The sequence below is a fragment of the Aureimonas jatrophae genome, assembly GCF_900104035.1.
GTDB classification, from domain to species: Bacteria; Pseudomonadota; Alphaproteobacteria; order Rhizobiales; family Rhizobiaceae; genus Aureimonas; species Aureimonas jatrophae.
In genome coordinates this window covers 16,674-29,231 of record NZ_FNIT01000009.1, presented here as the reverse complement: position 1 = coordinate 29,231, position 12,558 = coordinate 16,674, and the positions used below count along the sequence as shown (strand labels likewise).

Annotated in this window: 8 protein-coding genes; all 8 read right to left on the bottom strand. The window is 69.7% G+C overall.

What is annotated here, in order from left to right; genetic code table 11:
* Positions 1-6: 6 nt before the first annotated feature.
* On the bottom strand, positions 7-1,965 hold the full coding sequence (locus BLQ76_RS17115) for a polysaccharide biosynthesis protein (protein WP_244519698.1): 1,959 nt from the start codon (positions 1,963-1,965) through the stop codon (positions 7-9).
* 82 nt (positions 1,966-2,047) lie between these two features.
* Positions 2,048-3,868, bottom strand: a complete 1,821-nt coding sequence (gene edd / locus BLQ76_RS17110) for a phosphogluconate dehydratase (RefSeq protein WP_090675845.1) — start codon at positions 3,866-3,868, stop codon at positions 2,048-2,050.
* 62 nt (positions 3,869-3,930) lie between these two features.
* Positions 3,931-4,629 carry a 6-phosphogluconolactonase gene (gene pgl / locus BLQ76_RS17105; protein ID WP_090675842.1) on the bottom strand — a complete coding sequence of 233 codons (699 nt, stop codon included), beginning with the start codon at positions 4,627-4,629 and terminating at the stop codon, positions 3,931-3,933.
* Between the two features lie 11 nt (positions 4,630-4,640).
* Positions 4,641-6,119 carry a glucose-6-phosphate dehydrogenase gene (zwf, locus tag BLQ76_RS17100; protein ID WP_090675839.1) on the bottom strand — a complete coding sequence of 493 codons (1,479 nt, stop codon included), beginning with the start codon at positions 6,117-6,119 and terminating at the stop codon, positions 4,641-4,643.
* Between the two features lie 131 nt (positions 6,120-6,250).
* On the bottom strand, positions 6,251-8,848 hold the full coding sequence (locus BLQ76_RS17095) for an HWE histidine kinase domain-containing protein (protein ID WP_090675837.1): 2,598 nt from the start codon (positions 8,846-8,848) through the stop codon (positions 6,251-6,253).
* Positions 8,845-9,459, bottom strand: a complete 615-nt coding sequence (locus tag BLQ76_RS17090; protein ID WP_139184040.1) for a biliverdin-producing heme oxygenase — start codon at positions 9,457-9,459, stop codon at positions 8,845-8,847. The genes BLQ76_RS17095 and BLQ76_RS17090 overlap by 4 nt, the downstream gene beginning before the upstream one ends.
* Positions 9,460-9,576: 117 nt before the next feature.
* The gene (locus tag BLQ76_RS17085) at positions 9,577-10,869 is read right to left on the bottom strand and encodes an NAD(P)/FAD-dependent oxidoreductase (RefSeq protein WP_090675832.1); all 1,293 of its coding nucleotides are present in this window, start codon (positions 10,867-10,869) and stop codon (positions 9,577-9,579) included.
* 17 nt (positions 10,870-10,886) lie between these two features.
* Positions 10,887-12,413 (bottom strand): glutamine synthetase family protein, encoded by a 1,527-nt coding sequence (locus BLQ76_RS17080; protein ID WP_090675829.1) that lies wholly within the window; start codon positions 12,411-12,413, stop codon positions 10,887-10,889.
* Between the last annotated feature and the right edge of the window lie 145 nt (positions 12,414-12,558).

The following is a 12,558-nucleotide window of genomic DNA, read 5'->3' as shown; positions in this document are numbered from 1 at the left end:
TCGCGCTCAGCCCTCCGGCGGGGCGATGAGGCGGGGCGTGGCGCCGGTCTGGCCGATCAGCGCCGGCTCGCGGCGCGAGCGCGCGAATTCCGGCACGATATGGGCGAGGAGTTCCACCGCTCGGTCGCCGTCGCCCTCGCTCAAGCCTTGCGCCAGCGCCTCGAAGTTGCGCCGGAGGAAGCCGAGGTCGGAGACGCGCGAGCGCGCGATGCGCAAGCCCGCACGGCCCGTCGGCTCGACGCTCTCGCCCTCGCCGAACAGCTCCTCGAACAGCTTCTCGCCGGGACGAAGCCCCGTGTACTCGATCGCGATGTCCTCGTGCGGGCGCAGGCCCGCCAGCTGGATCAGCCGCTCGGCGAGCTCGCGGATCGCGATCGGCTCGCCCATGTCGAGAACGAAGATCTGCCCGCGCGCGGCCTGCGTGCCGAGCCCGTGGCCCGCCGCATGGAGGATGAGGCGCGAGGCCTCGGGGATCGTCATGAAGAAGCGCGTGATGTCGGGATGGGTGACGGTGAGCGGCCCGCCGCGCTCCAGCTGCGAGCGGAACAGCGGAATCACCGAGCCCGCCGAGCCCATGACGTTGCCGAAGCGCACCGTCATGAAGCGCGTCGCCTCCTGCGACAGGTCGAGGGCCTGGCAGTAGGCCTCCGCCGCGCGCTTGGTCGCGCCCATCACGTTGGTCGGGTTCACGGCCTTGTCGGTCGACACCATGACCATTGCCGCCGCGCCGCAGGCTAGCGCCGCGTCCGCCACGTTGCGCGAGCCGATCACGTTGGTCTCGATGCCCTCGATCGGGTTCTCCTCCACGATCGGCACGTGCTTGAGCGCGGCGGCGTGGAAGACGACCTCGGGGCGGAACGCGGCGAAGAGACGGGCGACGCGCTCGCCGCGCCGCACGTCGAGGATGCGCTCCTCGCGCGGCACATGGGGGTGCTGGTCGCCCATGCGGCGGCCGATCGAGTAGAGGTTGAACTCCGAGGCGTCGATCAGGAGCATGCGCTCGGGCGCGAAGCTCGCGATCTGGTTCACGAGCTCGGAGCCGATCGAGCCGCCAGCCCCCGTCACCGCGATGCGCCGGCCACGGATGAGGCGCGCGACCTCGTCGACGTCGAGCGCGATCTCGGTGCGCCCGAGGAGGTCCTCCAGCGAGACCGGCAGCGTCTCGATCGGCCGGTCGCCGTCGACGCCGTCGGCGCGCGAGATGTCAGGCAGGCGCTTCACCGCGATCTTGAGGGGGGCCGCGGCCTCCACGATCTCGGCGAGCTCGCGCGGGGACAGGTGCGTCTCGGTCACGATGAGCTGGGTGACCGGCGTCGCCCCGTGCTCGGCCTGGCGCGCGACGGCGGGAAGGTCGGCGAGCGAGCCGAGGACGCGCAGCCCATGGAGCTGGCGTCGGCGGTTCTTGGCGCGGCGGTCGATCAGTCCGAGGATGTGGACGGGCGTATGCGAGCGCCGCGCGTTGCGGATGAAGAGGTCGGCGTTGTCGTTGAACCCGTAGAGCACGACATGCTCGCCGCGTCCGCCCTTGAGGCCCGACGCCAGCCCGTCCGACAGGCCACGCTCCTTGTAGAGGCGGTAGGCGAGGCGCGGACCGCCGAGCGCCACGATCATGATGAACCACGTCATCACGACGGCCGAGCGCGGCAGGTACTCGCCCCGGAACAGGATGAAGTTGGCGATCAGGAAGACGACGTTGACGGCGGTCACCGCCTTCACGATGGACACGACGTCGAGCAGCGAGGCGTAGCGCCACGCGCCGCTGTTCAGCGAGAACATCGGAAAGATCAGCGCCGACAGAAGCGTGAAGGCGCCGATCAGCGCGAGCGGCTGCCAGGAATAGGTGAGCGGCGCGAAGCCAAAGGCGAGACCGAGCGAGAGCGTGATGGCGAGCGCGGCGACGAGGACGTCGTGGACGATGCCGAAGGAGCGCAGCGATCCGCGCGGCAGGCGGGGAAGACGGGACACGCGCGGCACTCTCCAAAAGGCGACGGGCCGGTTGCGCGTGGCAACCAGCCCGTCCGGTTCTATCCCAGGCGTGCCGGAGGCGTCAAAAGACGCTGGCGCCCGCGTCCGCCGTGCCCACCATGCGGCGGAACACCGAGAAGAGCTCGCGCCCCGTGCCGGCCTCGTTGGCCGAGAGGTCGGCGGTGGCGGGCGGCCGGGCGGTGAGCTCGGCCTCGTCCACGAGGATCTCCAGACGCCCCGTGTCGCCGTCGACGCGGATCATGTCGCCCTCGCGGATGCGCGCGATCGTGCCGCCGTCCACGGCCTCAGGCGTCACGTGGATCGCGGCCGGGATCTTGCCGGACGCCCCCGACATGCGCCCGTCGGTGACGAGCGCGACGCGCTGGCCGCGGTCCTGCAGGACGCCGAGCGTGGGAGTGAGCTTGTGCAACTCCGGCATGCCGTTGGAGCGCGGCCCCTGGAAGCGCACGACGGCCACGAAGTCGCCGACAAGCTCGCCCGCCTTGAAGGCGGCCTGGAGCGCGTCCTGGCTCTCGAAGACGCGGGCCGGCGCCTCCACGACGCGGCGCTCGGGCTTCACGGCCGAGACCTTGATCACGGCGCGGCCCATGTTGCCCTCCAGGACGCGCAAGCCCCCCTCGGTCGAGAAGGGCGCGTCGGCGGTGGCGAGCACGCGCGGATCGCCGCTGACCTCCGGCGCCGGCACGCGCTCGACGCCGAGACCGTCCGCCGACAGCCGCGCCTCCACCGTGTAGCCGCGCAGGCCCGTGCCCCAGCTCGTGCGCACGTCGTCGTGGAGCAGGCCACGGTCGAGAAGCTCGCGGATCAGGAAGCCCATGCCGCCGGCGGCGTGGAAGTGGTTCACGTCGGCGAGGCCGTTCGGATAGACGCGGGCGAGAAGCGGCGTCGTGTCGGACAGGTCCGAGATGTCCTGCCAGGTGAGCTGGATGCCGGCCGCCGCCGCCATCGCGACGAGATGCAGCGTGTGGTTGGTGGAGCCGCCCGTGGCGTGGAGGCCGACGACGCCGTTGACCACGGCCCGCTCGTCCACCACGAGGCCGACCGGCGTGTACTCGTTGCCCTGCGCGGTGATGGCGAGCGCGCGGCGCGTCGCCTCGCGCGTCAGCGCGTCGCGCAGCGGCGTGCCGGGGTTCACGAACGAGGAGCCGGGCGTATGGAGGCCCATGATCTCCATCAGCATCTGGTTGGAGTTGGCGGTGCCGTAGAAGGTGCAGGTGCCGGGGCCGTGGTAGCTCTTGGACTCGGCCTCGAGCAACTCGGCGCGCCCGACCTTGCCTTCGGCGTAGAGCTGGCGCACGCGCGCCTTTTCGTCGTTCGGCAGACCGCTCGTCATCGGCCCGGCCGGCACGAAGATCGCCGGCAGGTGGCCGAAGGCGAGCGCGCCGATCACGAGGCCCGGCACGATCTTGTCGCAGACGCCGAGGTAGAGCGCGGCGTCGAACATGTCGTGGCTGAGGCCGACCGCGGTCGCCATGGCGATGACGTCGCGCGAGAAGAGCGACAGCTCCATGCCGGTCTGGCCTTGCGTCACGCCATCGCACATGGCCGGCACGCCGCCCGCGACCTGCGCGGTCGCGCCCATCTCGCGCGCCACCTGCCGGATCATCTCGGGATAGGTCTCGAACGGCTGGTGGGCCGAGAGCATGTCGTTATAGGCGGTGATGATGCCCAGATTCAGCGTCCGGTCGCCGGTCAGCCGCTCCTTGTCCACCGGGCCGCAGGCGGCGAACCCGTGCGCGAGGTTGCCGCAGTTGAGGCGCGCGCGCTGCGGACCCTTCGAGGCGTTCGCCGCCTGGAGACGGGCGAGATAGGGCTCGCGGGTCGGGCGCGAGCGCTCGCGGATGCGGTCGGTGATGTCCTCGATGCGGCGGTCGGCGGTCATGGGTCGGCGTCCTTCAAGGGGCTGCAGGCACCATCAGGCGTGCCCGCGGCATCGGCCGGGCGTCAGGGGGCCCAGAAGAGTTCGATCGGCGTCTCGCGCTCGAGCCCGAACACGGCGCGCACCGGCATCTCCGCCGTGTCCGTGCCGCCGAGCGCCCGCTCCAGCGTCGCGCGCTTGTTCTCGCCCTCGATATGGACGGCGAGAAGGCGGGCGTCGGCAAGGCGCGAAAGCGTGAGCGTGACGCGCGGCTCGGTCGCGCCGGGCGCGCGCATCGGCACGACCGCGGCCGGGTTGGCCGGGTCGATCGCCTCCGGCAAGCGGTCGCCGCCCGGGAAGAACGAGGCGGTGTGGCCGTCGTCGCCCATGCCGAGAACGACCACGTCGAGCGGACGGGGGAGGGCGGCGAAGCGGCGCGACAGCGAGGCTTCGGCCTCTTCCGCGCTCTCGCCTTCCTGAAAGAAGAGCTCGGTGCGTGCGGCCCCGGCCGGCCCTTGCAGGAGGTTCTCGCGCAGGAGCCGGGCGTTGGAGCGATCGCTCGTCTCGGGAACCCAGCGCTCGTCGACGAGGAGAACCGTGACGCGGCTCCAGTCGATCTCGGTTCTGGAGAGATGCTGGAAGAAGAGCTTCGGCGTCGAGCCGCCGGAGACGGCGAGCACCGCCTCCCCGCGCGTTGCGATGCCGCCGGCCAGCACCGCGGCGACGCCCGCCGAAAGAGCCTCCGCCAGCGCCTCGCGCGTCTCGTATTCGTGCCGCTTCAGCATCCGCTCCCCCTTCAGTCCGGCTCGTGCCAGGTGCGGCCGTCGCGCTCGATCAGGGCGATCGAGGAGGACGGGCCCCAGGTGCCGGACGTGTAACCCTGCGGGCGCACCCCGATCTCCTCCCAGCTCTTCAAGATCGGGTCGACCCATTCCCAGGCGGCCTCGACCTCGTCGCGGCGCATGAACAGGGTCTGGTTGCCGCGGATCACGTCCATCAGGAGGCGCTCGTAGGCATCGGGATTACGCACGCCGAAGCTCTCGGCAAAGCTCATGTCGAGCGGCACGTGGCGCAGGCGCATGCCGCCGGGACCAGGGTCCTTGATCATCAGCCACTGCTTCACGCCCTCGTCGGGCTGCAGGCGCACGACGAGCTGGTTGGCCGCGATATGGCCGGCGGTGCCGCCGAAGATCGAATGCGGGATCGGGCGGAAGGTGACCACGATCTCGCTGACCCGCTCGGCCAGACGCTTGCCGGTGCGGATGTAGAAGGGCACGCCGGCCCAGCGCCAGTTGTCGATCTCGGCCTTGATGGCGACAAAGGTCTCGGTGTCGCTCGTTCCGTCGTTCAGGTCGTCGATATAGCCCTTCACGGCTCCGCCGTTGGAGGCGCCGGCCTTGTACTGGCCGCGCACCGTGACCTGCTCGACATTAGCCGTGGTGATGGGTTTCAGCGAGCGCAGGATCTTCAGCTTCTCGTCGCGCAGCGCGTCGGCGCTCAGCGAGGACGGGGGCTCCAGCGCCACCAGGGTCATCAGCTGCAGGATGTGGTTCTGCACCATGTCGCGCAGGGCGCCGGCCTTGTCGTAGTAGCCGGCGCGGCCCTCGAGGCCGACGCTCTCGGCGACCGTGATCTGGACGTGGTCCACGAAGGCCGAGTTCCAGAGCGGCTCGTAGAGCATGTTGGCAAAGCGCAGAGCCATGAGGTTCTGCACGGTCTCCTTGCCGAGATAGTGGTCGATGCGGAAGACCTGACTTTCCTCGAAATGCTCGCCGATCAGGGCATTGAGCGCGCGTGCCGAGGCCAGGTCGCGCCCGACCGGCTTCTCCACCACGAGGCGCGTCTTCTCGTTGGCAAGGCCGAGCGTGCGGATGCGCGTGGCCAGATCGCCGAACAGCGCGGGGCCGACCGCGAGGTAAAAGGCGCGAATGCGGTTGTCGCCGGCCTCCTCGAGAAGGCTCTTCAAGGCCTCCCATCCGTCGTCGGAGCGCGCATCCACGGCGCGGTAGGACAGGCGGGCGAGGAAACGGTCGACCGCGGCGGGCTCGCGGTCCTTCTCGGCCACGAAGTTCTCGAGCGCCTCGCGGGCGAAGGCACGGTACTCGTCGTCGGTCAGCGCCGTGCGCGAGGCGCCGATGATGCGCGAGCCTTCCGGGATCTGCCCGTCGTGGTCGCGGTGGTAGAGGGCGGGTAGGAGCTTGCGCTCGGCCAGGTCGCCGTTGCCGCCGAAGACGACGTAGTCGAAGAGTTCAACCGGTATGATCTGACTGGACACGGGCTTTCCTCTGCCACCTCAGGCTCACCGGGCTCGACGCACGGCGGGGAGGCGCCGTCCGGCCCGGTATAATTCAATCGATTGAAATGGGGAAGACGGACCGTTGCCGACCCGTCCAGCCCCATTCCGGCTCAGTCCGACGATCGCTTCGCGACCGCGCGGGCGATGGCGCCCACGAGCTGGTCGTTGGCGAACGGCTTCTTGATGGCGCTGGCCTCCTCGGCGTCGGGCGGCAGCTCCACGTGCTCGCCGTAGCCGGTCACGAAGACGAAGGGGATGCCGCGCTGGTTGAGGTTTCCCACCAGCGGGAAGCTCGTCTCGGTGCCGAGATTGACATCGAGAAGCGCGACGTCGATCGGCTGCGTCTCGATGATGCGCCGCGCCTCGGCGACGCTCGCGGCGATGTGGACCTCCGCCATGCCGTTGTCGATCATCAGCTGCTCGGCATCGAGCGAGATGATCATGTTGTCCTCCACGATCAGGCCGCGCAGGCCCTTGAGCGACGCGGGAACGGGGGCAGGGGGCATATCGGACGTGTCCTTGGGACCGGTCTGAGCGCCGGCGGGCCTGGGGGGCTGGAGGTGGAACACCTGCTGGGGAAGCGTGAAGCGCGCGATCAGGCCGGCGAGCCGGTAGTCGAGCGTCGCCTCGCCGCCGAGGTCGTGCGGGATCGAGCGCTCGATGATGGTGGAGCCGAAGCCGCGCCGCGAGGGCGGGGCGACCGGCGGTCCGCCGCTCTCGGTCCAGGTGATCCGGCAGCTGTCGTCGTCGGGATCGATATGCCAGCGCACATCGATCGAGCCCGAGGAGTCCGACAGGGCGCCGTACTTGGCCGAGTTCGTGACGAGCTCGTGGAACACGAGGGCGAGCGTCGAGAACCCGACGGCCTCCACGAAGATGTCGGGCCCGTCCATGTGGACGCGCTGGATCTTCGAGCCGATATAGGCCGAGACCTCGGTCTGGATGATGCTCGCGAGCGAGGTGGCCTTGAACTCCGCGCCGGTGATCTGGTCGTGGGCACGGGCCAGCGCCTGGATGCGGCCGCCGATGATGCGGGCGAACTCGTCGACGTCGGTTGCACCAGGCTTGGATTGGGCCACGAGCGCGCGGATCAGCGACAGGATGTTGCGGACGCGGTGGTTGAGCTCCGCGATCAGGAGTTCCTGGCGCTGGGTGGCCAGGTTCGCCTGGCGCTCGGACTCCTCGTTGAAGCGCAGGAGCACCTCGAGGATCGACACGCGCAAGGCCTCCGCGGACTTGCGCTCGGAATCGGTCCAAGGCAGCGAGCGACCGTGCACGGTCTCCTTCCAGGCCTCGAAGCTCTTGCGCGGCGTCAGGCGCACGCCGTGCGGCCCGATCATGCGCTCCTTGGTCTTGGGGTCGCCCGCCCAGGTCACGGTCTGGACGATCTCGCGGCGGAAGAAAAGGATGTAGTCGCGCGGAGCCCGCGAGATGGGAATGGCGAGGACGCCCGCCGCGCGGTCCATGAAGTCGGCCGCCGGCGGATGGAGTGCGGAGATCTCGTCGGTCGCATAGACGCGGCTCGACCCGGCGCGGTTCAGGAAGCGGGCCAGGCCCGGCAGCTCGTCGGGCGAGGGCGTCGAGCCGAAGCAGCGCCCCTCGCCCTTGGCCCAGACCGCGAAGCCGTCGCACGGGATGATCTCGCGCAGCTCGTCGGCGAATTCGACGATGGATTCCAGCGTCGTCGCGACCGAGGCCATCTTGGCCACGAACTTGTCGTGCAACGCGCGCGCAGCCTCCTCGACGCTCTGACGCTCCTTGTAGAGCCGGCCCTCGACGATCAGCGACACCATCTGCCCGAAGAGCTCGGTGGCGTTGCGAATCTCCATGGGCAGATGGCGCGGCGCGTAGTGATGCAGCGCGAACAGGCCCCAGAGCTGACCGTCGATCACGATCGACACCGACATGGACGCCGAGACACCCATGTTGCGCAGGTACTCGAGGTGGATCGGAGAGACCGAGCGAAGGGTCGAAAGCGACAGGTCGAGCGGTCGGCCGTGCGGGTCGAGCTCGGGAAAGACGCCGACCGTCGGTGCGTTGACGTCGGCGATGATGCGGATCTGGTTGCGCACGTAGAGCGCGCGCGCCTGGGAGGGGATGTCGGTCGCCGGGTAGTTGAGACCGAGAAACGCGCCAAGCCCCGAGCGGACCGACTCGGCGATCACCGAGCCCGCGCCCGACGAGGCGAAGCGATACAGCATCACGCGGTCGAAGCCCGTGATGCCGCGCAACTGGCGCACGCATTCGCGAAACAGCGTATCCAGACCGTCGGTCTTCTGAACGCGCGAGATCATGCTCTTGACCAGCGCGCCGGGATTGATGTTCGGCCGCTCGGAGGCGAGCTCGGCCTCGATCACGATGGAATGACCCGACACGTGGACCGCGACGTCGAAGCGCCCGCCGTTGTTGAACAGGTCGAAGCCGAAGATGCGCTCGGCGCCCTCGTTGGCCGACAACACCTGGAGACGGCCGCGGATCGCATGAACCGCCGACTCGGGCAGGATCTTGAGGACAGGCTCGCCCGGAAGGTCGTGCACGTCGCAGCTGACGTAGTCGGCCAGGTTCTCCGACACGCGCTCGATCAGCCAGTCCATCGAGACCGCGATCAGAATGCCGAAGTTCTGGATCTGCCCCAGGAACTGGATCGGCTCGCGGTCGCAGTTGGTGAGATCGACGTCCGAGCCGTGGGAGGGAGGGCTAATGTTCAAGAGCCAAGCGTTCCTGCGGTCTCGTGTTCATCGGCCAGGCGTCCGAAGAAGCGGAATGTGTGGCGAGCGACTTCGGTGGACCGCGAGAACTCGGCCGGCGAGAAGCTCTCTCGCGCCATGTCTCGCATCAGCCCGGTGAAGGGGCCGGCATCGCTCGACACTTCTAGATAATGCGTCGGAAGGGGATTGCGAGCGGGCGCACGCGCCAGCGCGCGCAGGAGATACTTGGCGCCGAGCCGCGAGCCCTCCAGGACATAGGCAAGGCCGAACGCGGCCGCGCGCGAGCCGGCGTCGAGCCCGAAGCGCGGCGGCTCGGCCCGCTCCTCGCCGAGCCCGAGCACCTGGCAGTCGCGCCGCGCGGCCTCGAGGCGCCCCGTTGCCTGCCACGCGCCCGCCAGCGGTCCTGCCGCCAGAAGCGGCTCGATGGCGGCATGGGCATCGCGGTTCATCACGAGAAACAAGGCGTAGCGGTTCGTGTCGCCCGCCATCATCGTGGCGAACCGGGCGTCCAGCGCCTCGTGGGCCTCGCGCGTGTCGGCCCGCAACCGGTCGCGCAGCGTCTCGCCGGCGGCGGCCGGATCTGCGCCGGGCGAGGTCAAAGCATGGTTCACGTCGACAAGCCTCCGTCGCGCGGGGTCACGAGGCCCGCCCGGCTGCCGGATGCAGCCGTATTGAGGGCTTAACGATCTGATCGCGCGAGACAAGAGGGTAGGCCCTGCAACCGTCGCCTACAAACGATCGCGCAGGGCAAACCAAGTCATGGCTAGGAAAAGCAGCGGCGCGCGCAGACGGTCGCCGCCGGGAAAGGCGGGAACGCGTAAGGACTCGAGCTCGGCGAGCCGGTCGCGGTTGCCGAGCACCCGCTCGGCGTAGAGCCGTCCGCTGAAGTGGGACAGCATGACGCCGTGGCCGGAATAACCACCGATCGCCGTGATGCCGGGTTCGGGCGTGTCGACATAGGGCATGCGCGTCGTCGTCACGGCCACGGAGCCGCCCCAGGCATGGGTGATCGCGACGTCCGCCAGATGCGGGTACACGTCGGCGATCTGCCGGCGGATCGCGCCCGCGATGTCGCCGGTGCTCGAGCCATAAGCCTCGCGTCCACCGAACAGGAGCCGGTGGTCGGCGCTCTTGCGGAAGTAGCGCACCACGAAGCGCGAGTCGTCGGCCGCCTCGTCGCCGGGCAGGACACGGTGCGGCTCGGCGAGCGGAGCGGTGGCGGCGATAAAGGAGCGGATCGGCATGACATGGGCGGCGTTGCGCCGCTCCAGCCGACCGCCGTGGGCGTTGGTGGCGAGCAACAAGCGGTCGGCGCGCACCGTGCCTCGCGCCGTTTCGATCTCGACGCGCCCGTCGCGCCGTCCGATCCGCCGGGCCGGCGTGCCCTCGAACAGGAGCGCGCCGGCCCGCGCGGCCGCGCGAGCGGTGCCGACCAGGAGCTTCATGGGGTGGATATGGCCGGTGCCCGTATCGAGCAGCGAGGCGCGGTAGGTGCGCGAACCGGTCCGCTCGAACGTGTCCTCGGCTTCCAGAAAACGGATCGAGGTGTAGCCGAAGCGCTCTCGCATCATGTCCGCGTGGCGTCGGAAGGGCTCGTGAAAGCGCCTGCGGTGGGCGAGCGAGATCTGGCCCGGCCGGTAGTCCGCCTCGATCGCGTGGGTCGCCATGAGGTCCATCAGGTGGCTCTTGGCGTCCTCGGCGAGCGCGAAGAGGGCGCGCGCGCGCTCCAGCCCGAAGGCCGCCTCGAGCTCTTCCGGCCACAGCCGGTGGCCCGTGCCCAGCTGCCCGCCGTTGCGGCCCGACGCGCCGTCGCCGAAGCGCGCCGCCTCCAGGACGCAGACCCGGGCGCCCCGTTCGGCCAGGTGCAGCGCCGCCGAAAGTCCCGTGAAGCCGCCGCCCACCACCGCCACGTCCGCCTCGAGCGAGCCGTCGAGCGCAGGGTAGCGCGGGCGGTCCGGTACGGAGTCCTCGTACCAGGAACGGCCCGGCGAGATGGGCGACTGGTAGGGAGCGGCGTCCATCCCCGCGTTCGGTTCCGCTAGACGTTGAGGAGCAGGAACTCCCGCTCCCAGGGGCTGATCACCTGCATGAAGGTTTCGAACTCGCCCCGCTTGATGCCGGCATAGGTGCCCACGAACTCCCGGCTGAGAACGTCCTGGAAGGCCTCCTCCGCCTCGAAGGCGGCGACCGCCTCCAGAAGGCCGCGCGGCAGCGAGATCGCGCCGTCCTCGTTGGCGGTCTTGTCGGTGGGCTGGTCGGGCTGCGCCTCGTTGACCATGCCGAGCCAGCCGCAGGCGAGCGAGGCGGCGAGCGCGAGATAGGGATTGGCGTCCGAGGAGGGCAGGCGGTTCTCGACGCGCCGCCCGGCCGCATCCGAGGTCGGCACGCGAAAGGCCGTGGTGCGGTTGTCGTAGCCCCAGGCGTTGTTGGTGGGCGCCGACATGCCGTAGGTCAGGCGCCGGTAGGAGTTGACGTAAGGCGCCATCATCACGAGCGCCGCCGGAACGTAGCGCTGCATGCCGCCGATGAAGTGGAAGAAGAGCGGCGAGGGGGAGCCGTCCGGCAGGGAGAAGACGTTGCGTCCCCGCACGTCGACCACGGACTGGTGTATGTGGAGCGCCGAGCCCGGCTGGCCCTGGATGGGCTTGGCCATGAAGGTCGCGTAGATGTCGTGCTTGAGCGCCGCCTCGCGGATCGTGCGCTTGAACATGAAGACCTGGTCGGCGAGCTGGATGGGGTCGCCGTGGCGCAGGTTGATCTCGAGCTGCGCCGCGCCGTCCTCGTGGATCAGCGTGTCGATCTCCAGCCCCTGCGCGTCCGAGAAGTGGTAGATGTCGTCGATCAGCTCGTCGAACTCGTTGACGCCGCCGATGGAATAGGCCTGGCCGCCCGAGATCTGACGGCCCGAACGCCCGACCGGGGGCGTCAGGGGGTAGTCGGGGTCGACGTTCTTGGACACAAGATAGAACTCGATCTCGGGCGCCACGATCGGCTGCCAGCCGCGCTCCTCGTAGAGCGACACGACACGCTTCAGGACGTTGCGCGGCGTGTAGCCCACCGCCTGCCCGCTCGTGTCCACGAGGTCGCAGATAACCTGCGCGGTAGGATCGGTCTCCCAGGGCACCTCGGCCAGCGTCGAGAGATCGGGCACGAGCTTGAGGTCGCCGTCGTTGGGCGAGTAGCGGAACGTGCCGGTCTCGTCGGGATACTCGCCCGAGATCGTGTGCATGAAGAGGGCCGAGGGCAGGGCCAGCGACGTGTTGCCGGTGAACTTCTTGGCCGGCATCATCTTGCCGCGCGCCACGCCGGCCAGATCCGGCGTGATGCACTCGATGTCCTCGATCCGCCGAGCCTGCAGCCATTGCGCCGCCTCGCCCATGGTGGCGACGCCGCGCCGCGCGTCCAGAAAGGCGCGGCGGCCCGCCTCGCGCGGCTGCGCGAACCGTCCGGTTGCCGGGCTCCCGGCGCCTCCGGGTTCGGTGCTCGCACGCTTCTTGGGCTTGTCTCGTCGGATCTTCGCCAGCGAGGCGTTGTCCGGCTTGGGCGGTCTGGCTCGTTCCGACATGCGGTCCTAGGCTTGGCGCAGCTTCCTGGGATCGACCATAGCCCGGCCGCACGCGGGGCGGAAGGCGGCTACGGAACCGCGATCGGCCCGCGTCGCGATGGGTGTTGACGAGAACAGGCTTGTCATCGAAACGCCGCGATCAAGG

Excerpts from the sequence above, each read along its gene's own strand:
- edd (WP_090675845.1), bottom strand. The coding sequence starts at position 3,868 with ATGACCGCCGACCGCCGCATCGAGGACATCACCGACCGCATCCGCGAG.
- pgl (WP_090675842.1), bottom strand. The coding sequence starts at position 4,629 with ATGCTGAAGCGGCACGAATACGAGACGCGCGAGGCGCTGGCGGAGGCT.
- BLQ76_RS17085 (WP_090675832.1), bottom strand. The coding sequence starts at position 10,869 with ATGGACGCCGCTCCCTACCAGTCGCCCATCTCGCCGGGCCGTTCCTGG.
- BLQ76_RS17080 (WP_090675829.1), bottom strand. The coding sequence starts at position 12,413 with ATGTCGGAACGAGCCAGACCGCCCAAGCCGGACAACGCCTCGCTGGCG.